General features: G+C 68.4%; 15 protein-coding genes. 7 read left to right on the forward strand and 8 right to left on the reverse strand.

Going from position 1 to position 20,309, the window contains the following annotated elements; genetic code table 11:
- Window positions 1-174: 174 nt before the first annotated feature.
- Window positions 175-4,059, reverse strand: coding sequence for a phosphoribosylformylglycinamidine synthase (gene purL, locus KXV01_RS19595; RefSeq protein WP_099496138.1), 3,885 nt, complete (start codon window positions 4,057-4,059; stop codon window positions 175-177).
- Between the two features lie 824 nt (window positions 4,060-4,883).
- Here purL and KXV01_RS19600 point away from each other — a divergent pair.
- Entirely contained in the window at window positions 4,884-6,983 is a 2,100-nt protein-coding gene (locus tag KXV01_RS19600; RefSeq protein WP_263468016.1) for a glycosyl hydrolase family 18 protein, read from the forward strand.
- 121 nt (window positions 6,984-7,104) lie between these two features.
- On the opposite strand, the gene KXV01_RS19605 is transcribed toward KXV01_RS19600, so the two are convergent.
- Entirely contained in the window at window positions 7,105-7,890 is a 786-nt protein-coding gene (locus tag KXV01_RS19605; RefSeq protein ID WP_014645882.1) for a thioredoxin fold domain-containing protein, read from the reverse strand.
- A 100-nt stretch (window positions 7,891-7,990) separates the two neighbouring features.
- Complete coding sequence (xerD, locus tag KXV01_RS19610) at window positions 7,991-8,968, reverse strand: site-specific tyrosine recombinase XerD (protein WP_049414329.1); 978 nt, start codon at window positions 8,966-8,968, stop codon at window positions 7,991-7,993.
- A gap of 56 nt (window positions 8,969-9,024) precedes the next feature.
- On the opposite strand from xerD, the gene KXV01_RS19615 reads away from it, so the two are divergent.
- Entirely contained in the window at window positions 9,025-9,516 is a 492-nt protein-coding gene (locus KXV01_RS19615) for an RDD family protein (RefSeq protein WP_049439199.1), read from the forward strand.
- Window positions 9,517-9,633: 117 nt separating this feature from the next.
- Here the strand turns inward: KXV01_RS19615 and lptG are convergent, their stop codons facing one another.
- The gene (gene lptG, locus KXV01_RS19620; protein WP_049414332.1) at window positions 9,634-10,740 is read right to left on the reverse strand and encodes an LPS export ABC transporter permease LptG; all 1,107 of its coding nucleotides are present in this window, start codon (window positions 10,738-10,740) and stop codon (window positions 9,634-9,636) included.
- On the reverse strand, window positions 10,737-11,819 hold the full coding sequence (gene lptF / locus KXV01_RS19625; RefSeq protein ID WP_100477538.1) for an LPS export ABC transporter permease LptF: 1,083 nt from the start codon (window positions 11,817-11,819) through the stop codon (window positions 10,737-10,739). Before lptF ends, lptG begins: the two co-directional genes overlap by 4 nt.
- Before the next feature lie 104 nt (window positions 11,820-11,923).
- Between lptF and KXV01_RS19630 the strand changes: the two genes are divergently transcribed.
- The 4 genes from KXV01_RS19630 to KXV01_RS19645 all read left to right on the forward strand — a co-directional run bounded on the left by KXV01_RS19630 (window position 11,924) and on the right by KXV01_RS19645 (window position 17,766).
- Window positions 11,924-13,402, forward strand: coding sequence for a leucyl aminopeptidase (locus tag KXV01_RS19630; RefSeq protein ID WP_164284371.1), 1,479 nt, complete (start codon window positions 11,924-11,926; stop codon window positions 13,400-13,402).
- Between the two features lie 82 nt (window positions 13,403-13,484).
- Window positions 13,485-13,910: a DNA polymerase III subunit chi gene (locus tag KXV01_RS19635; protein WP_049414335.1), complete on the forward strand. Its 426-nt coding sequence runs from the start codon at window positions 13,485-13,487 to the stop codon at window positions 13,908-13,910.
- A gap of 72 nt (window positions 13,911-13,982) precedes the next feature.
- A complete protein-coding gene (locus tag KXV01_RS19640; RefSeq protein ID WP_263468017.1) occupies window positions 13,983-16,811 on the forward strand; it encodes a valine--tRNA ligase in 2,829 nt (942 codons plus the stop codon).
- Window positions 16,812-16,944: 133 nt separating this feature from the next.
- Window positions 16,945-17,766: an EamA family transporter gene (locus KXV01_RS19645; RefSeq protein ID WP_134709453.1), complete on the forward strand. Its 822-nt coding sequence runs from the start codon at window positions 16,945-16,947 to the stop codon at window positions 17,764-17,766.
- Window positions 17,767-17,832: 66 nt separating this feature from the next.
- Here KXV01_RS19645 and rimI read toward each other — a convergent pair whose 3' ends face one another.
- From rimI to pssA, 3 genes are read right to left on the reverse strand one after another with little or no spacing between them, the layout of a single operon-like run.
- Entirely contained in the window at window positions 17,833-18,330 is a 498-nt protein-coding gene (gene rimI, locus KXV01_RS19650; RefSeq protein ID WP_049414339.1) for a ribosomal protein S18-alanine N-acetyltransferase, read from the reverse strand.
- Entirely contained in the window at window positions 18,327-18,830 is a 504-nt protein-coding gene (locus KXV01_RS19655; RefSeq protein WP_049414340.1) for a hypothetical protein, read from the reverse strand. Before KXV01_RS19655 ends, rimI begins: the two co-directional genes overlap by 4 nt.
- Window positions 18,827-19,603, reverse strand: coding sequence for a CDP-diacylglycerol--serine O-phosphatidyltransferase (gene pssA, locus KXV01_RS19660; protein WP_049414341.1), 777 nt, complete (start codon window positions 19,601-19,603; stop codon window positions 18,827-18,829). The genes KXV01_RS19655 and pssA overlap by 4 nt, the downstream gene beginning before the upstream one ends.
- 80 nt (window positions 19,604-19,683) lie before the next feature.
- On the opposite strand from pssA, the gene KXV01_RS19665 reads away from it, so the two are divergent.
- Window positions 19,684-20,061, forward strand: a complete 378-nt coding sequence (locus KXV01_RS19665) for a DUF4124 domain-containing protein (RefSeq protein ID WP_049414343.1) — start codon at window positions 19,684-19,686, stop codon at window positions 20,059-20,061.
- Window positions 20,062-20,309: the final 248 nt, after the last annotated feature.

The raw sequence follows: 20,309 nt of genomic DNA on the forward strand, positions 1-20,309 counted from the left end.
TTCACGTGTTTATAAAAGTATTTTGTTAGGTACACGTGACGGACCGCTGGCGCATGAAAACCGATGTAACTAGCGGGCGCGACAAGGGTTTCACGCGTGCAAAGAAAAACCCGCCGACGAAGCGGCGGGTTCTTCCATACGCGGTGGCATTGCAGCCTGCGCGGGACGATGCGATCAGCCGCACCACACCCGCGCGTTGCGGAACATGCGCATCCACGGCGAATCACCCTGCCATTCCGCCGGTGCCCAGCTCAGGTTGAGCGCGCGCGGGGTGCGTTCCGGGTGCGGCATCATGATGGTGACGCGGCCGTCGCTGCTGGTCAGGCCGGTGATGCCGTCCGGCGAACCGTTCGGGTTCAGCGGGTACTGGCTGGCCACCTTGCCATTGCCATCGATGTAGCGCAGCGAGACACGTGCAGCAGCCTGGTCGACGGCATTGTCGAACACGGCCTGGCCTTCGCCATGCGCCACCGCCACCTGCAGGCGCGAACCGGCCATGCCACGCAGCAGGATCGACGGCGATTCCACCACTTCCAGCAGCGCGGTGCGGGCTTCGAACTGCTCGCTGGCGTTGCGGCGGAACTGCGGCCAGTGCTCGGCACCCGGAATGATGTTCTTCAGCTGGCTCATCATCTGGCAGCCGTTGCATACGCCCAGCGCGAAGCTGTCTTCGCGCGCGAAGAACGCAGCGAAGGCATCACGCAGTGCACTGCGCTCCAGGATCGAGGTGGCCCAGCCACGGCCGGCACCGAGCACGTCGCCATAGCTGAAACCACCACAGGCGACCAGGCCGGTGAAGTCCTGCAGGGCCACGCGGCCTTCGATCAGGTCGCTCATGTGCACGTCGAAAGCACGGAAGCCGGCACGTTCGAAGGCGTTGGCCATTTCGATCTGGCCGTTGACGCCCTGCTCGCGCAGCACCGCCACGCGCGGGCGCGCACCGGTGCTGATGAACGGTGCGGCCACGTCTTCGTTGAGGTCGAAGCTGAGCTTCGGCTTCAGGCCCGGTGCGTTGAACGCACGCGCGACCTCGCGCTCAGCATCGGCGTTGGCCGGGTTGTCGCGGCGCTTCTGCATCGCGTGGGTGACCGACCACCAGGCATCGAACAACGCTTCCCAGCGCCACTCGGCCAGGTTCTCGCCGCCCAGCGACACGCGCACCACCGGTGCGGTGGTCGGCTTGGCGATGCGCTGCGCGCATTCGGTCAATGCATGGCGTTCAACCAGGTCGGCAAACGCGGCGCGGTCTTCGCGTGCGATCTGCACCACCGCGCCCAGTTCTTCGTTGAACAGGCTGCGGAACGGATCGTCACCCCAGGCATCGAGGGCGATGTCCAGGCCCAGGCGCGAGGTGAAGGCCATTTCGCACAGCGCGGCGAAAGCACCGCCGTCGCTGCGGTCGTGATAGGCCAGCAGCAGGCCGGACTGGCGTGCATCGCGGATCAGTTCGAAGAAACCCCGCAGGCGCTGCGGATCGTCCAGGTCCGGGGCGGCACCGGCGAAGGCCGGCAGGTCGCCGTGGTCGGCATGCACCTGGGCCAGGATCGAACCACCCAGGCGCTGCTTGCCGGCACCGAGGCCTATCAGCCACAGCTCGCTGTCCACCTCCCGGTCGAGCAGCGGGGTCAACTGCTGGCGCACGTCGGCCACCGGCGCGAACGCCGAGATCACCAGCGACACCGGCGACACGCTCTTGTGCGCTTCGCCCTGGTCGTGCCACTGCGCCTGCATCGACAGCGAGTCCTTGCCCACCGGGATGCTGATGTCCAGCTGCGGGCAGAGTTCCATGCCCACCGCCTTCACCGCGTCGTACAGCAGCGCGTCTTCGCCCGGGTGACCGGCCGCGGCCATCCAGTTCGCCGACAGCTTGATCTCATCCAGCGCATCGACCGGGGCCGCGCACAGGTTGGTCAGCGCTTCGCCCACCGCCATGCGTGCCGAAGCAGCAGCATCGAGCAGGGCCAGCGGGGTGCGCTCGCCGATCGACATCGCCTCACCGGCCACGCCGTCGAAATCGGCCAGGGTAATTGCCACATCGGCCACCGGCAGCTGCCACGGGCCGACCATCTGCTCGCGCGCGGTCAGGCCGCCGACGCTGCGGTCACCGATGGTGACCAGGAAGTTCTTCGAGGCCACGGTCGGGTGCGCGAGCACGCGCAGGCCGGCTTCCTGCAGGTCCAGGCCACCGGTCTTCAGCGCCGGCCAGCGCGGTGCCGGCGGGTGCGCGGTATCGCGGTGCATCTTCGGCGGCTTGCCGAACAGCACGTCCATCGGCAGGTCGATCGGTGCATCGGCCGGAGTGTGGCCCGGCACGGCACCGTAGGCCACCACCAGATGTTCCTCGGCGGTGGCCACGCCGACCGCAGCGAACGGGCAGCGCTCGCGGGCGCACAGCGCGGCGAACTCGGCCAGGCGCTCCTGGGCCACGCCCAGCACGTAGCGTTCCTGCGACTCGTTGCACCACAGCTGCATCGGTGACAGCGACGGATCATCGGTGGGCACCTTGCCCAGGTCGATGACACCACCGACGTTCGAGTCGTGCAGCAGTTCGGGGATGGCGTTGGACAGGCCACCGGCGCCGACATCGTGGAAGAACTTGATCGGGTTGTTGGCGCCCATCGCCACGCAGCGGTCGATGACCTCCTGGCAGCGGCGCTCCATTTCCGGGTTGTCGCGCTGCACGCTGGCGAAGTCCAGGTCCTCGGCGCTTTCACCGGAGGCCACCGAACTGGCCGCACCGCCGCCCAGGCCGATCAGCATCGCCGGGCCACCCAGCACGATCACCGCATCACCGGCCTGCAGCGGGATCTTGTCGACCTGCACGCGGTCGATCGCGCCGAGGCCACCGGCCAGCATGATCGGCTTGTCGTAGGCGCGCACCAGATCGGCGCCTTCCGGCAGCTCGAAGCTGCGGAAGTAGCCAAGCAGGTTCGGGCGGCCGAACTCGTTGTTGAACGCGGCGCCACCGAGCGGGCCGTCGGTCATGATTTCCAGCGCCGGTGCCATGCGCGGATTCAGCGCGCGCGGCGCCTCCCACGGCTGCGGCAATTCCGGAATGCGCAGGTGCGAGACCGAGAAGCCGGTCAGGCCCGCCTTCGGCTTGCCACCGCGGCCGGTCGCGCCTTCGTCGCGGATCTCGCCACCCGCGCCGGTCGAGGCGCCCGGGAACGGTGCGATCGCGGTCGGGTGGTTGTGGGTTTCCACCTTGATCTGGAAGGCACTGGGCACCTGCGCTTCGCGGCGGTATTCGCCACTGGCCGGATCGGGGCGATAGCGCGACGCCGGATGGCCTTCGATCACTGCGGCGTTGTCGCTGTACGCGCTGAGCGTGTGCTGCGGGGTCTGCTGGTGGGTGTTCTTGATCATCCGGAACAGCGAGCGGTCCTGCTCCTGGCCGTCGATGGTCCAGCTGGCATTGAAGATCTTGTGGCGGCAGTGCTCGGAATTGGCCTGCGCGAACATCATCAGTTCCACGTCCGACGGCGACCGGCCCAGCGCAGTGAAACGCTCGCGCAGGTAGTCGATCTCGTCCTGGGCCATGGCCAGGCCGAGGCGCTGGTTGGCGGCCTCCAGCTGGTCCACCGGCACGCGCTCCAGTTCACCCCGGGCCGGTGCCGAGAACAGCGCCTGGCCCTGTTCCACGGTCTCCAGCACGGACTGCGTCATCGGGTCGTGCAGCGCCTTGACCAGCGCCTGCTGGGCGGCGGCATCGGCCGGCCAGCCCTGCACGTCGATGCGCAGGCCACGTTCGACCCGGCTGACCGGCTGGCCGGCACCGCGGACCAGTTCGGTGGCCTTGCTCGACCACGGCGACAGCGTGCCCAGGCGCGGCACCACGATGCGGCTGACTGCGCCTTCGGCCACGGCTTCGGCCTGCGGCGCCGCTTCGAGGATGCGGCACAGCGTGGTCAGGTCGGGGGCGGCGCTGCCTTCGGGCTGCACGAAGTAGACGTGCCAGGCACCGCTGATGCGCAGGGAGGGAGCGATGGACTGCAGGCGGGATTCAAGACGTTCGCGGCGGAACGGCGACAGGGCGGGCGCGCCCTCGAGGACCATCATGTCCGGGGAACCGTAGTTGGGAAACGGGCCCGACATTGTACCGGAAGCAGGGGGATGGCTTCGGCCGGGCGGCGCCCGGCACCCGCCGAGGCCAGGGCAACAGCAACAGCAACGGCCCAAGCAAAAGCTGGGTTCCCGTGGGATGGCGGGGTGGTGGGGGCCAGCAGGACACGCCGTAAACCCGTCCATGGGGGCTCGATGGCGCCATCCATGGCGCCAACGGTCCTGCTGGCCCCCACCACCCCGCCCCCGACAGATTTCCGCGATCTGCGGTAGATCCACGCCATGCGTGGATGCTCCCCGGTAGTGCCGGCCGCTGGCCGGCAACCAGGAAAATGTCAGAAGTCAGGCATTGAAGAGCGAAGCGACCGGCTTTTGCTTTTGATTTCTTGTTCTGTCTTTCGTGGCTGGCCACGCAGGAACCTGTCCGTGGCCGGGCGGGTGGGCTGCGCAGGGGCGTAAGCGCCATGGATGGCGCGCCCGAGCCTACAGGGACGTATTCACGGCGTCCCCTGCGCAGCCCACCCGCCCGGCCAACCCCAGAAATCTGCTTTTCGCGGAAAGCCCCCAGCCACGAGGGGCTTCGCCGGTGGCCGCCGAGCGCGCGCCAGCGCCGCCCTCCGCCCAAATCCTCGAACCATGCGCTTGCTCACGGATTGACCACGCAATTGATGACAACGTTGTCCCCACCTGGTGCCGGACTCTCTCCCCGGCCTCCCAGGTGCCTCCGTCCGGCCCCTCCGTCGCCTTCCCGGGCGATGCCCGGACCTGCGTCACGCGCGGCGCCATCGGGGCCCGCGCGCCCTTTGATCGGAGACTCACCCATGTACGACCCGATTGTGCGCAGTGCCGAACGTTCGACCCGAAGCTGTCGTCCCCGCCACCTGGCCTGGCTGCTTGCCCTGGCCGCCGGCAGCGCCGCCCTGCCCGGCCTGGCCCAGGCCGCCAGCTGTGCCGGCGTGGCCCAGTGGGACCAGGCCAAGATCTACCGGGCCGGCGATACCCTGCAGAAAGGAGGCGTCCTCTATCGGGCGAACCAGGACATTTGGAACGCGCCGCCGGACCATCCGGCCGGTGCGCCCTACTACACCAACCTCGGTGCCTGCGATGGCAGCGGCAGCAACCAGCCGCCGGTGGTCAGCCTGACCTCGCCGGCCAACGGCGCCACCTTCAGCGCCGGCAGCACGGTGAACGTGACCGCCACCGCCAGCGATCCGGACGGCAGCGTCGCCAAGGTCGAATTCTTCCGCGACGGCAGCACGCTCGGCGTGGCCACCAGTGCGCCGTATGCAGCCAGCTGGGCCAACGCCAGCGCCGGCAGCCACACCCTGCGTGCGGTGGCCACCGACAACAACAATGCCACCGCCAGCACGGCGACCATCACCATCACTGTCAACGCCGCCAGCGGCGATACCACCGCACCGAGCGTACCCGGCGGGTTGGCGGCCGGTACGCGCACCGCCAACAGCATCGCGCTCAGCTGGAGCCCTTCCACCGACAACACCGGCGGCAGCGGCATGGCCGGCTACGACGTGTACCGCAACGGCAGCCTGGTCGGTTCGCCGTCCAGTGCCAGCTATGTCGATGGCGGGCTGACGGCGTCGACCACCTACCGCTACCGCGTACGCGCCCGCGACAACGCCGGCAATGCGTCGGCACAGGGCACCGAGATCAGCGCCACCACGCTGGCCGGTGACGGTGGCACCACGGGCAAGCGGGTCATCGGTTACTTCACCCAGTGGGGCATCTACGGCCGCAACTACCGGGTCAAGAACATCGACAGCAGCGGTTCGGCGGCGCGCCTGACCCACATCAACTACGCGTTCGGCAACGTGCGCAACAACCGCTGCGAAGTGGGCATCACCCAGCCGTCGGACCCGAACAGCGGTGCCGGTGGCGATGCCTTCGCCGACTACACCAAGGCCTTCAGTGCCGCCGAAAGTGTCAGCGGCAGCGCCGATACCTGGGACCAGCCGCTGCGCGGAAACTGGAACCAGCTCAAGCAGCTCAAGGCCAAGTACCCGAACCTGAAGGTACTGATCTCGCTGGGTGGCTGGACCTGGTCGCGCGGCTTCTCCAGCGCGGCGCGACCGGAAAACCGCCAGGCCTTCGTTGCCTCGTGCATCGACGCCTACATCAAGGGCAACCTGCCGGTGACCGACGGTGCCGGCGGCGCCGGTGCGGCGCTGGGCGTGTTCGACGGCATCGACATCGACTGGGAATACCCGGTGGCGTGCGGCATCGAATGCGGCAAGCCGGAAGACAACGCCAACTTCACCGCGCTGATGGCCGAGTTCCGCCGCCAGCTCGATGCGGTGCGTCCGGGCCTGTTGCTGACGGTGGCGGTGGGTGCCGGCATCGACAAGATCCGCGTCACCGATCCGGCGGCGTACCACCCGTACCTGGACTACATCAACGTGATGACCTACGACTTCCACGGCGCGTGGGATGCGAAGACCAATCACCAGTCGGCGCTGTTCGATTCGCCGAATGATCCGTCCACCGGCGACCAGAAGCTGTACAACAGCAACGACGCCATCGAGGCCTTCATCAGCCGTGGCGTGCCCGCCGCCAAGCTCAACCTGGGCATCGGCTACTACGGGCGTGGCTGGACCGGCGTGGCCAATGCCAACAACGGCCTGTACCAGACCGCCAGCGGTGCCGCCCCGGGCACGTATGAAGCCGGCATCGAGGACTGGAAGGTGCTGAAGAGCCTGGCGTGGCCGGGCTACACCGACAACACCGCCGGCGCCACCTGGATCTACAACGGCAGCACGCTGTGGAGCTTCGACACCCCGGCCAACATCACCCGCAAGATGGGTTACGTGAAGACCCAGGGCCTGGGCGGCGCGTTCGTCTGGGAGTTCAGCGGTGACGATGCGCAGGGCACGCTGACCAAGGCGGTCAGTGATGGCCTGAAGTGAGGAAAAAGCCGGGGATGCGACACGCATCCCCGGCTTCCTGCCTGTAGAGCCGAGCCCCATGCTCGGCTGATGGTTGCGCAGCCGAGCATGGGCTCGGCTCTACAGAAAAGGTCGGCGGCGATCAGCGCTTGGCCGACAGCTTTTCCAACGCCGCACGCAGCTGTGCCGGCGGCAGGTACCCCCCCAGCTGGGTGCCGTCCGGCGCGAAGATCGCCGGCGTACCATTCACGCCCAGCTGCTGGCCCAGCGCGTACTGCATCGCCACCGGGTTGGTGCAGTTCCTGGCGGGAACGCTGCCGCCGCGCTTGGCGTTGGTCAGCGCCTGGCGACGATCCGCTGCACACCAGACCGAAATCATGTCGGTGTAGTCCTTGCTGCCCAGGCCCATGCGCGGGAACGCCAGGTATTCGACGGTGATGCCGTTGCGGTTGAGCTCGGCGATGTCCTGGTGCAGCTTGCGGCAGTAGCCGCACTCGATGTCGGTGAACACGCTGATGGTGTACTTGGCGTTCGGCGCGGCGAACACGATGCGATCGCCATGGTTGGCCTTGGCCAGCAGGCCGCGACGGTAGCCGAGCAGGCCTTCGCTGTTGGCCGGGCCCTTGGCACGTGTGTCGTAGGGCTGAGACTGGAACAGATAGCGGCCGTCATCGGACACATACAGAAGCTGGCCTGAAACGACGACCTCGCGGAAGCCGGGGAACGGCGCGGCGCCAATGTAGTCCACCTGGAAACCGGGGTTCAACGCGGTCAGTGCGGCGCGTACCGCCTGGTCGGCGGGCGCATTCGCGGCCGGACTGGCCTTGGCCGCAGCGGCGGCGGGTGCCTTGGCGGCCGGTGGAGCCGGCTGGGCGCAGGCGGTCAGGCTGAGCGCACCGAACACGGCGGCGATGGCAAATCGGAGCATGGAGCGGTCCGCGACAGAAGAAGACCCCGGATTCTGACACAGCCGCCGGTACCGGGCGGCGAAGCCCGGCGGCGCCCCGGGCAGCGATTCAGCCCGGCACTCAGCCGCGCGGATGGTGGCGGGCGTGCAGCTTCTGCAGGTGCTCGCGCGCGACCAGGGTGTAGATCTGGGTGGTCGACAAGGAACTGTGGCCAAGCAGCATCTGCAGCGCGCGCAGGTCGGCACCGCGGTTGAGCAGGTGGGTGGCGAAGCTGTGCCGCAGGCCATGCGGGCTGATCCGCGCCGGGTCGATGCCGGCCACCTGTGCGTGGCGCTTGACCAGATGCCAGAACGCCTGCCGGGTCAGCGCATGCAGCGTCGGTTCGATGAACAACGGGGTCTGCCCATCCGCCAGGGCATGCACCTTGCCCTTGCCGACCAGCTGCGGGCGCGACTGCTGCAGGTAACGCTCCAGCCAGTGCTGGGATTCCTCGCCCAGCGGCACCAGCCGTTCCTTGCTGCCCTTGCCGGTGACCCGCAGCACGCCCTGGCGCAGGTTGACTGCCGTGGCCGGCAGCAACACCAGCTCGCTCACGCGCAGGCCGGCGGCATACATCAGTTCCAGCATGGCGCGATCGCGCAGGCCCAGTGGGCTGTCGATGTCCGGGGCCGCCAGCAGCGCATCGACCTGGCTCTCGGCCAGGGCCTTGGGCAACAACCGTGGCAGCTTCGGCGGATCCAGCAGCGCACTCGGGTCCTCGCTGCGTTCGCCACGGCGGACCGCATCGGCGAAGAACGCCCGCAACGCCGACAGCAGGCGCGCATTGCTGCGCGGCGACCAGCCATGCCGGGTGCGCCAGGCCAGATACTCGAACAGTCCGGGACGCTCGATGCCGGCCAGGCCACCGTCGCGTCCATCCATCCAGCGCGCCAACCCTTCGAGGTCACGCCGGTAGCTGTCGAGCGTGGCACGGGCCAGGCCGTTCTCGGCCCAGATCGCATCGAGGAAGCGCTGGATGCGCACGCTGTCGTCGGCGCGAAGCTCGGGCAGTTGCTGGACCAGCTGGCGGCGTTCGGCGGGGGTGGAGACAAGGGCCATGCATGCAGGATACGAGGGCCACTGCGGGCACGGCCAGCTTTGCGTATGCTCGGCGCATGTCCCGCCCTGCCACCGACACGGCCCCTGCGGCCGCTACCGAAATGCTCCATCCGCGCGCATTGCTGCTGTGGCGCGTGCTGGCGATGGTCTACGACGCACTGCCGGTGCTGGCACTGTGGATGCTGGCCGGCACGCTGTTCACCCTCGCCTACACCTTCAGCGGCCACGCACAGCGCGAGAACATCGCGCCGTTCAGCGCCTGGCAGTGGCTGCTGTGGGCGGTGTGCTGGGCGGTCACGGGGTGGTACGCCACGGCCAGCTGGCGCCGTGGCGGACAGACCCTGGGCATGCGACCGTGGCGGCTGAAAGTGCAATCAATCGATGGCGCGCCGTTGCGGCGCAGCCAGCTGTGGCTGCGCTTTGCGGTAGGCACGCTGTCACTGCTGCTGGGCGGGCTGGGATTCTGGTGGGCCTGGATCGACCGCCAACGGCTGACCTGGCACGACCGCGCCAGCGGCACCCGCCTGGTGCGCATGCCCAAGCGGTGATGCGTCACCCTTCAATCCGATCCTGCGCAGCGCTTGTGTAGGGCCGAGCCCACGCTCGGCTGGCGGGCGGTGCACGCAAAGCAGCCGAGCGTGGGCTCGGCTCCACAACAACGAGGATCAGCCCGACTTGCGCCGGAACAGCAGTCCGGACACCGCCAGCATCACGATCGGCGGCAACGCGTAGGCAATGCGGTAATCGAACTTCAGCGCGCCGGCCATGCGGCCGAAGAACAGCTGCAGCAGCCAGAAGCCCAATGCGAACAGGATGCCCAGGAACAGGCGCTTGCCCATGCCGCCGCTGCGCAGCGATCCGAACGCGAACGGCACCGCCGCCAGGCACAGGGCCAGCACGTTCACCGGATAGAACCAGCGGCTCCAGTACACATCCTCGAAATCGCGCGCGTCCAGCCCGTTGCGTTCGCGGTAGGCAATGCTGGTGCTGAGCTCGGACACGCTGAGGTTGCGCGGCTTGGCGATGCCGGTCGCCAGCGCGGCCGGGTCCAACTTCGAGTTCCAGGGCTCACGTGCCACTTCCTGACGGGTTGCCGAGCGCTCGCCAAAGGTGTCGCGGCGCACGCCGGTCAACACCCAGCCGTCCTTGTCGTGCTCGGCGGTGGCGGCGTGGGTCAACGAGGCGATCTTGCCGTCTTCGGCGACCCGGTACAGGCGCACATCACGCAGGATCAGCCGCGTGCCCTTGTCGCCCACCAGCTGCTCCTCGCCGCTCTGCGCATTGAGGAAGGTGTCGCCTTCGCGCGCCCACAGCCCCGAGTAACGGGTAGTGGCAATATCCCGCCCCCATTTGGCGCTGGACTTCAGCGCATCGGCGCGGTCCTGGCCCCAGGGGCCCAGCGTCTCGGCGCTGAGCACCATCACCGCGGTCAGCAGCGACAGCGCAATCGCCACCGAAACGCTCAGGCGCTTGCGCGACAGGCCCAGTGCACGCAATGCGGTCAGCTCCGAGGTCGCGGCCAGCTGGCCCAGGCCCATCAGTGCGCCGATCACTGCGGCCGTCGGGAACATGGTGTAGGCGCGGCGCGGCACCGTGTACAGCACCCACGCGGCGGCATGCCCCAGGGTGTAGCCGTTCTTGCCGATGTCCTTGAACTCGCCGGAGAAGGCCATCACCACGTCCAGGCCCACCAGCACCGCCCAGGTCAGCAGCACGGTGGTGAACACCGACCGGCCCAGGTACAGGTCGAAACGCATCGGGCGCAGCCTCATGCGCGGGCTCCCTTCGGACGGCCCAGGCGGCCATCACGTACATACATCCAGATCGCCAGCGCCAGCAGCGGCAGGGTCAACCACCACAGGCCGAGCGCGGGCGGAATCTTGCCGTTGGCAATCCAGCCGCTGCCGATGAACATCAGGTTGGTGCCCACCATGTAGGCCAGCAGGGCCAGCATCATGCGGCCGTAGCGCTGCTGGCGCGGTGAGCTGCGGCCCAGCGGCACGGTCAGCAGGGCGAACGCCAGCGCGATCAGCGGCGGTGCCAACCGGCGATGCAGCTGCGCCTGCGCCTGCGGCCGTGCATCGCCGATCAGCTGCAGGGTCGGCATCAGTTCCGGGTCGTCCTCGGTGCGGGTCTGTGCGCCATCGGGCAGGGCCACGTCGTTGCGGGCGAAGGTCGCCAGCCGGTAATCCAGCCCAGCGGCCACCGGGCCTTCCACCTGGTGGCCATCATCCAGCTCCAGGAAGCGCTGGCGGGTGCCCTCGAAGTACATGCGGCCACTGTTGGCCGACACCACTTCCAGGCGATCGTCCTTCTGCCGCTGCATGAACACCTTGCCGAGCTCGGTGCCGTCAGGCGAGATCGAGGACAGGTAGACCACGCCGCCATTGGGCAGCGGCGTGAACCGGCCCGGCTCCAGGCCGGCCATCAGCACGCTGCGGTTGGCCTCGATGATCATCTGCTCGGCCATCCGGCCCGCCCACGGGCCCAGCCACAGCGAGCAGGCGCCGACCAGCAGCACCACCGGCACCACCAGCATCAGCAGCGGCCGCAGCAGTCGCTTGGGGCCGACACCAATGGCGGTGATGACCGCCATTTCCGAGTCGCGGTACAGCCGCGCCACGGCCAGCAGCAGGCCCAGCATCAGTGCCAGCGGCAGGATCAGCGGCAGGTAGGCGATGAACTGCAGGCCCAGCTGGGAGAACAGCAGCTTGGCCGGCAGCCGCCCGTCGGCGATGTTGCCGAGGATGTCCACCAGCACGCCGCCCACGCTGACCACCAGCAGGACGATCAGGGTAGCCAGGAAACTCTGGACGAAATCGCCCAGCAGGTATCGGTCGAGCTTCAGCATGGGGCGGTGGTTTAAACTCTGGGGTTCGTTCGCGGTGCCGCCCAGTCTACTGTCTGGGCGTAAACGGCCTGCGATTGTACGGACTCGCCAATGGAATCTGCTCAATGGCCCTCGAATTCACCCTGAACCACGTTGCTCCGGCCGCCGCCACCGTTGATTGCCTGGTGGTCGGCGCGTATGCCGACCATACCCTGACCCCGGCCGCGCAGGCCCTGGATGCCGCCAGCGGTGGCCGCCTGGCCGCCCTGGCCCAGCGTGGCGACCTGTCCGGCAAGACCGGCGCGACCACCCTGCTGCACGACCTGCCGGGCGTGACCGCCCCGCGCGTGCTGGTGGTCGGCCTCGGTGAAGCCGCCCGTTTCGGCGTGCCGCAGTACCTGAAGGCCGTGGGCGACGCCGTGCGCGCGCTGAAGCCCGGCGCCACCCGCAGCGCGCTGTTCACCCTGTCCGAAGTGGCGGTGAAGGACCGCGACGCGGCCTGGGCGATCCGCCAGGCGGTGATCGCCGCCGATCACGCCGCCTACCGCTACACCGCCACCCTGGGCAAGAAGAAGGCCGACGATGCCGGTCTGGCCCAGCTGGCCATCGCCGGTGACGACGCGCAGGCGCTGGCCCAGGGCCAGGCCATCGCCGCCGGTGTCGAGTTCGCCCGCGAGCTGGGCAACCTGCCGCCGAACTACTGCACCCCGGCCTATCTGGCCGACGTGGGCGTGAAGTTCGCCGGCGAGCACGAGGGTGCCGAAGCCGAGATCCTCGACGAGCACCAGATGGAAGCCTTGGGCATGGGCTCGCTGCTGGCCGTGGCCCGTGGCTCGGCCAACCGCCCGCGCCTGGTCGTGCTGAAGTGGACCGGTGCAGGTGACGCCAAGCCCTATGTGCTGGTCGGCAAGGGCATCACCTTCGATACCGGTGGCGTCAACCTGAAGACCCAGGGCGGCATCGAGGAAATGAAGTACGACATGTGCGGCGGCGCCAACGTCATCGGCACCTTCGTCGCTGCGGTCAAGGCCAAGCTGCCGCTGAACCTCGTCGTGGTGGTCCCGGCGGTGGAAAACGCCATCGATGGCAACGCCTATCGTCCGTCGGACGTGATCACCTCGATGTCGGGCAAGACCATCGAAGTGGGCAACACTGACGCCGAAGGCCGCCTGATCCTGTGCGACGCGCTGACCTACGCGCAGCGCTTCGAGCCGGCCGCGCTGGTCGACGTCGCCACCCTGACCGGTGCCTGCATGGTCGCCCTCGGCCACCAGACCGCCGGCCTGATGAGCAAGCACGATGACCTGGCCAACGAGCTGCTGGCCGCCGGCGAGCACGTGTTCGACCGCGCCTGGCGCCTGCCGCTGTGGGACGAGTACCAGCCGATGCTGGATTCGACCTTCGCCGACGTCTACAACATCGGTGGCCGCTGGGCCGGCGCGATCACCGCCGGCTGCTTCCTGTCGCGCTTCGCCGAAGGCCAGCGCTGGGCCCACCTGGACATCGCCGGCGTCGCCAGCGATGAAGGCAAGCGTGGCATGGCCACCGGCCGCCCGGTCGGCCTGCTGAGCCAATGGCTGCTGGACCAGGCCGCCCGCGCCTGATGCCGTACCCGACCCTGGCCGGCAGACGCCGGCCGGGGCCTCGCCCGGCACTGCCGGGCCCCTGCCTGACCCGGACCCTGCCATGCCCCGCGCCGACTTCTACCTGATCGCCAAGCCCCGCTTCCTGACCGAGCCGCTGCGCCTGGTCTGTGAGCTGGCGCGCAAGGCCAATGACGCCGGGTTGTTCACCCTGGTGCTGGCCCGTGACCAGGCCCAGGCCGAGGAGCTGGACGAGCTGCTGTGGGCGTTCGACAACGACGCCTACATCCCGCACCAGATCGCCGGCGAAGACATGGACGAGGAAGAGGCCCTGGTACTGATCGCGGTACCCGGCACCGAGGCACCGGCGCGTCCGCTGGTGATCAACCTGCGCGACGAGCCCTGGCTGGGCCAGTGCGAGCGCGTGCTGGAAGTGGTGCCGGCCGATCCGGAAGCGCGCGAACCGCTGCGCGAGCGCTGGCGCCAGTACAAGGCCGCCGGTTACGCCCTGAACAAGCACGACATGTGAGCGCGCCGCGGCCCCCTTGATGGGCCGCCGCCGCGCCCTGATCCTTCAACGATTACCTCCTGGTTCCCCCGCATGACCCAACTCGCCTCCAGCTACGACCCGAAGTCCTTCGAGACCGACCTCTACGAGGCCTGGGAGAAGGCCGGCCACTTCAAGCCGTCCGGCACGGGCGAGCCGTACACCATCCTGCTGCCGCCGCCGAACGTGACCGGCACCCTGCACATGGGCCACGCCTTCCAGCAGACCCTGATGGACGCGCTGGTGCGCTACCACCGCATGCGCGGCTACGACACGCTGTGGCAGGTCGGTACCGACCACGCCGGCATCGCCACCGAAATGGTGGTCAGCCGCAACCTGGCGCTGGAAGGCAAGGGCGAGACCCGCGATTCGCTGGGCCGCGAAGGCTTCATCGGCAAGGTCTGGGAGTGGAAGCAGCAGTCCGGCGACACCATCGAACGCCAGATGCGCCGCCTTGGCACTTCCGCCGACTGGTCGCGCAGCACCTTCACCATGGACCCGCAGCCGTCGGCGGCGGTCAATGAAGCCTTTGTGCGCTGGTACGAGCAGGGCCTGATCTACCGCGGCCAGCGCCTGGTGAACTGGGACCCGGTGCTGAAGACCGCCATTTCCGACCTGGAAGTGGAGAGCGCCGAGGAAGACGGCTTCCTGTGGTCGATCGCCTACACGCTGGACGAAGGCCTGAGCTACGAGCACGTCGAGCGCGATGCCGACGGCGTGGAAACCCTGCGCGAAACCCGCGACTACCTGGTCGTCGCCACCACCCGCCCGGAAACGCTGCTGGGCGATACCGCGGTGATGGTGCATCCGGAAGATGAGCGCTATGCGCACCTGATCGGCAAGAGCGTGGTGCTGCCGCTGACCGGCCGCCGCGTGCCGGTGATCGCCGACGACTACGTGGACCGCGCGTTCGGCACCGGCGTGGTCAAGGTCACCCCGGCGCATGATTTCAACGACTACGAAGTGGGCGTGCGCCACAGCCTGCCGATGATCAACCTGTTCACCCCGGTGGCAGCGCTGAACGAAAACGCGCCGGAGCGCTTCCAAGGTCTGGACCGCTACGCCGCGCGCAAGGCGGTGCTGGCCGAACTGGAAGACCTGGGCATCCTGGTCGAGACCAAGGCACACAAACTGCAGGTGCCGCGCGGTGACCGTACCGGCCAGGTGATCGAGCCGTACCTGACCGACCAGTGGTTCGTGAAGATGGACGACCTGGCCAGGCGTGGCCTGGAACTGGTCGAGGACGGTAGCATTTCCTTCGTGCCGCCGAACTGGATCAACACCTACCGCCACTGGATGAGCAACATCCAGGACTGGTGCATCAGCCGCCAGCTGTGGTGGGGCCACCGCATCCCGGCGTGGTTCGATGCCGCCACCGGCAGCTGCTACGTCGGTCGCAGCGAAGCAGAAGTGCGCGCGAAGCACAACCTGGGCAGCGACGTGGTGCTGAACCAGGAAAGCGACGTGCTGGAGACCTGGTTCTCCTCGCAGCTGTGGCCGTTCTCCACCCTGGGCTGGCCCAACGAACAGGCCATGGCCGAACGCGGCTTCGACCGCTACCTGCCGTCGTCGGTGCTGATCACCGGCTTCGACATCATCTTCTTCTGGGTGGCGCGCATGATCATGGCCACCGACAACCTGGTCGGGAAGATCCCGTTCAAGGATGTCTACTTCACCGGCCTGATCCGCGACGGCCAGGGCCAGAAGATGTCCAAGAGCAAGGGCAACGTGCTCGACCCGCTGGACATCATCGACGGCATCAGCATCGACGACCTGGTCGCCAAGCGTACCGGCGGCCTGATGCAGCCGAAGATGGTCGAGAAGATCGAGAAGGCCACCCGCAAGGAATTCCCGGACGGCATTGCTGCCCACGGTGCCGATGCGCTGCGCTTTACCATCGCCGCGCTGGCCACCCACGGCCGCGACATCAAGTTCGACATGAACCGCGCCGAGGGCTACAAGAACTTCTGCAACAAGCTCTGGAACGCCAGCCGCTTCGCCCTGATGAACACCGAAGGTGCGGCATTCACCGGCGCGCCGACCCCGCGTACCGATGCCGAGCGCTGGATCCTGGCGCGCCTGGCCGCGGTGTCCGCCGAGGCGCAGGGCCACTACGCCAACTACCGCTTCGACCTGCTGGCGCAATGCCTGTACGAATTTGCGTGGAATGAGTTCTGCGACTGGTTCCTGGAACTGAGCAAGCCGGCACTGAACGGCGCCGACGCCGCAGACGCCGAAAGCACCCGCCACACCCTGCTGTACGTGCTGGAAGCGCTGCTGCGCCTGCTGCACCCGCTGACGCCGTTCATCACCGAACAGCTGTGGCAGCAGCTGGCCCCACGCCTGGGCCTGGCCGAAACCACGCTGTCGCTGCGCCCCTACCCGACCGCCGCCGAATTCGCCGGTGATTTCGCCCAGGCCGAGGCCGACGTGGAATGGCTGAAGGCGGTGATCAGCGCGGTGCGTCGCGTGCGCAGCGAACTGAACGTCGCACCGTCCAAGCAGGTGCCGCTGCGCCTGCAGGCCGGCCTGGCGCAGGACCGCGTGCGCATCGAACGCTTCAGCACCTCGCTGTCGTTCCTGCTGAAGCTGGACAGCATCCAGTGGCTGGCCGAAGGCGAAAGCGCACCGCCGGCGGCCGCCGCGATCGTGGGCGAGCTGAAGCTGCTGGTGCCGCTGGAAGGCCTGGTCGATCTTGATGCCGAGCGCGTGCGCCTGGACAAGGAAATCGCCCGCGTCGAAGCCGAAAAGGCGAAGAGCGAGACCAAGCTGGCCAAGTTCACCGACAAGGTGCCGCCGGCCGTGGTCGAGCAGGAACGCGTGCGCCTGGCCGACTGGAACACCCAGCTGGCCGGCCTGCGCGAACAGCGCGCGAAGCTGTAACGCCGCGCTCCGGTGCGTGCCAACCAAGGTTGGCACCTGCCACGACGGGAGAGGTTGGCACCCACCCAAGCGGAATCGGAAACGCCGGGCGATGCCCGGCGTTTCCGATTCCCCCGCATGGCATCATCGCCGGATGCCTCTTTCGATCTTCCTGCTGGTTCTCGCCGCTGCGGCACTGCATGCCAGCTGGAATGCGATCGTCAAGCGCGGGCCGGACAAGTTCCTCGGCACCGTGCTGGTCACCGGCAGTGCCGCGCTGCTGTCGGCCGCCGCCCTGCCCTTCCTGCCTTTTCCCGCCGCGCACAGCTGGCCCTGGCTGGGCGCGTCGGTGCTGTTGCAGGTGACCTATTACGGGCTGGTCGCACGCTGTTACCAGCAGGTCGACATGAGCCTGGCCTACCCGCTGATGCGTGGCAGCGCGCCGATCCTGGTCGCACTGGCGGGCACCCTGCTCGGTGAGCCGTTGCCCGCTGCAGCGTGGCTGGGTGTGGTGCTGGTGAGCACCGGCATCCTGTGCATGGCAGTGGGTGCGCGTGGCGGCCAACTGCGCCTGCCGCTGCTGACCGCAGCGATGATCGCCACCTACACGCTGGTCGATGCGCAGGGTGCGCGCCAGTCCGGCAGCGCGCTCAGCTACACGTTGTGGTTGTTCCTGCTGTCGGGCATTCCGCTGCCGCTGTGGGCGTTGTACACGCGCGGCGGCGCGGTGCTGGACTATGCGCGGCGGCATTGGCCGCTGGGACTGGCCGGTGGCGTCGGCACCACCGCCTCCTATGCAATGGCGTTGTGGGCCATGACCCAGGCGCCGGTGGCAATGATTTCGGCGCTGCGCGAATCCTCGATCCTGTTCGCGCTGCTGATCTCGGTGTTCCTGCTGCGCGAGCGGATTCCGCGCGCGCGCTGGCTGGCGGCATCGCTCATCGTCGGTGGCGTGCTGGCGTTGCGGCTGGCGTGAGCAGAGCGTGCCAACCAAGGTTGGCGGCTAGCGGTAGTGCCGGCCGCTGGCCGGCACCCTTCTCCGTCACAGCGGCGGCATCACCTGCAGGTCGCCGTCGACCAGCTCGATCGCCATCACCACCGCGTCCTCGCGGCCCTGTGCGGCCGGGTAGTAGCGCGGGCGGCGGCCGATCTCGTTGAAGCCTTCGCTGTGGTACAGCGCCAGCGCCGGCGTATTGGACGGACGCACCTCCAGGAAGACGCGCTGGGCGCCACGGTCGGCGGCCAGTTGCACCAGCGCGCGCAGCAGCTGGCGGCCCAGCCCGCGCGACTGTGCCAGCGGGTCGATGCAGATGTTGAGCACGTGCGCTTCATCGGCGGCGATGCTGAGCACGCCATAGCCGATCAGCAGGCCATCGCGCTCCATCGCCAGGCCGGGATAACCGGCGCGCAGGCAGTCGATGAAGATGCCGCGGGTCCAGGGAAAAGGATAGCCGCGCAGTTCGATCGCCATCACCGCATTGAGGTCGCTCTCGCGCAGCGCACGCAGGCTGACCGGGCCGGGCCGGGTCACCGCGCTCACGGCGTGCCCCGCTTGCGCAGGGCACGCAGCTGCGGCCACAGCGCACGCTTGGCGGCCGGGTCGCGGCGCAGCTGGTCCAGCGGCCAGCTGTCCATCAGTACCTGGGTGGCCGGGTCGTTCGGGTTGCAGCCGGAGGCGCGCAGCAGTGCGATCTGCAGGCGATCGGGCAGGCGCACCACCGGCTGGCGTGCGTTGCCGCTGGGCAGCGGGCGCTCAGCCGCCGGCACGGTATCCGGGGCACTGACCGGCGTTTCGCGGCGCGGCGGTGCCGGGCGTTCCGCGCGTACTGCGGTCGCGGGGGCGGCGTGGGCATCACGCGGCGGCACAGCGGCCCGCACCGGCTCCGGCGGGGCAACACTGGCCTCGGCTTCGGCCACGCTCAACTGCAATGCGGCATCCAGCCCGGCGGCCAGCTGGCCGTCGTGATAGACGGTATAGCCCATGGCCTGCAGCCAGGCCTGCTGGGCCGGTGACCACAGCACGGGCAGGTCCTGGCTCACGCGGCCTCGGGCTTCTTGCGCAGGCGCTGCACGGCCCACATCACCGGGCCGGACAAGGCGTACAGGATGCCGACCGCGAACAGCACGCGCGGCAGGTCGATCACCGCGATGGCGATGGCCACCGGCACCAGGGCGAGTACCAGGAACGGCACGCGATCCGAACGGGTGCCCTTGGCAGCGCCGCCCTTGAAGCTCCAGAAACGGATACGGCTGACCATCAGCAGCGCAGCGATGATCGTCACCGCCAGCGCCACGTAGCGCAGCTGGTTGCCGTCCCAGCCCAGATTGCCGTCGGCAAAAGCCCAGACAAAGGACATCATCAGGCCGGCCGCGGCCGGGCTGGCCAGGCCGACGAACCAGCGCTTGTCGACCACCGCCACCTGCGTATTGAAGCGGGCCAGGCGCAGCGCCGCGCAGGCCGCATACAGGAAGGCCACGGCCCAGCCCACACGGCCCAGCAGCGGATCGTCGAACTTCAGCCACGACAGCGACCAGTGATACATCACCAGCGCCGGGGCCATGCCGAAGCTGACCAGGTCGGCCAGCGAGTCGTACTGCACGCCGAATTCGCTGCTGGTGCCGGTCAGCCGTGCCACGCGCCCGTCCAGGCCATCCATCACCGCCGCCACGAACACGGCGATGCTGGCGTTGACGAAATCCCCGTTGGCCGCGGCGATGATCGCGTAGAAACCGGAGAACAGGCCGGCGGTGGTGAACAGGTTGGGCAACAGGTAAATCGTGCGCGAGCGCGGCGGCGGTGTGATCGGGTCCATGGAATCCAGTTTAATCGACTTGCCAGCGGTCGGCGCCAATGCTGCAATCGGCGTTCTGCGCCCATTCCGTGGAGTTTGCCATGCGTGCCCTGTCCTGCCTTGGATGCCTGCTGCTATTGGCCAGTGCCAACGCCGTGGCCGGTCCCGTGTACAAATGGAAGGACGCCCATGGCGTGACCCAGTACTCGGAGACCCCACCGGCGGGCAAGAAGTACGAGACACGCGAGCAGACCCGCACCCCGCAGGCCGCAGCCAGCACCGAGACCCCGGCCGCCCCGGTTCCCGAGCAGTGCAGCACGGCCCGGGCCAACCTGGCCCTGCTGGACGGCGGTGGCCAGGTGATGCAGGACACCGATGGTGATGGCAAGGCCGACACCCCGTTGACCCCGGAGCAGCACACCGCGCAGAAGGGATTGGCCGAAGCCGCCATCAAGGCGTACTGCCCACCGGCCGGTTAAGGGTATCGGCAGGGCTGCGCCCTGCACCTGCAGAGGCTGCAAGCAACGGCAACGTCAAAAGCGGGCATTCCGTGGAATGGCGGGGCGGTGTCGGATTGCGGGGACGCCGCAAGTACGTCCATGTAGCAACTGTGTTGATGGAGGGGCTTGGCCCCTCCAGGAGACGGGCACGGTAGTGCCGGCCGCTGGCCGGCAGCCTTTGGTCTGCGCCCTGGCTGGCCTCAGGCAGGGACCAGCCCGTTTTCAGC

It is taken from the genome of Stenotrophomonas sp. Ps181 (assembly GCF_025697425.1).
GTDB lineage: Bacteria > Pseudomonadota > Gammaproteobacteria > Xanthomonadales > Xanthomonadaceae > Stenotrophomonas > Stenotrophomonas sepilia.

What these genes read in the sequence shown, in the direction of transcription:
- KXV01_RS19600 (WP_263468016.1), top strand. Translation starts at nt 4,884, where the DNA reads ATGTACGACCCGATTGTGCGCAGTGCCGAACGTTCGACCCGAAGCTGT.
- KXV01_RS19630 (WP_164284371.1), top strand. Translation starts at nt 11,924, where the DNA reads ATGGCCCTCGAATTCACCCTGAACCACGTTGCTCCGGCCGCCGCCACC.
- xerD (WP_049414329.1), bottom strand. Translation starts at nt 8,968, where the DNA reads ATGGCCCTTGTCTCCACCCCCGCCGAACGCCGCCAGCTGGTCCAGCAA.
- lptF (WP_100477538.1), bottom strand. Translation starts at nt 11,819, where the DNA reads ATGCTGAAGCTCGACCGATACCTGCTGGGCGATTTCGTCCAGAGTTTC.
- purL (WP_099496138.1), bottom strand. Translation starts at nt 4,059, where the DNA reads ATGATGGTCCTCGAGGGCGCGCCCGCCCTGTCGCCGTTCCGCCGCGAA.
- KXV01_RS19635 (WP_049414335.1), top strand. Translation starts at nt 13,485, where the DNA reads ATGCCCCGCGCCGACTTCTACCTGATCGCCAAGCCCCGCTTCCTGACC.
- KXV01_RS19605 (WP_014645882.1), bottom strand. Translation starts at nt 7,890, where the DNA reads ATGCTCCGATTTGCCATCGCCGCCGTGTTCGGTGCGCTCAGCCTGACC.
- lptG (WP_049414332.1), bottom strand. Translation starts at nt 10,740, where the DNA reads ATGAGGCTGCGCCCGATGCGTTTCGACCTGTACCTGGGCCGGTCGGTG.
- KXV01_RS19640 (WP_263468017.1), top strand. Translation starts at nt 13,983, where the DNA reads ATGACCCAACTCGCCTCCAGCTACGACCCGAAGTCCTTCGAGACCGAC.
- KXV01_RS19615 (WP_049439199.1), top strand. Translation starts at nt 9,025, where the DNA reads ATGTCCCGCCCTGCCACCGACACGGCCCCTGCGGCCGCTACCGAAATG.
- pssA (WP_049414341.1), bottom strand. Translation starts at nt 19,603, where the DNA reads ATGGACCCGATCACACCGCCGCCGCGCTCGCGCACGATTTACCTGTTG.
- KXV01_RS19645 (WP_134709453.1), top strand. Translation starts at nt 16,945, where the DNA reads ATGCCTCTTTCGATCTTCCTGCTGGTTCTCGCCGCTGCGGCACTGCAT.
- KXV01_RS19665 (WP_049414343.1), top strand. Translation starts at nt 19,684, where the DNA reads ATGCGTGCCCTGTCCTGCCTTGGATGCCTGCTGCTATTGGCCAGTGCC.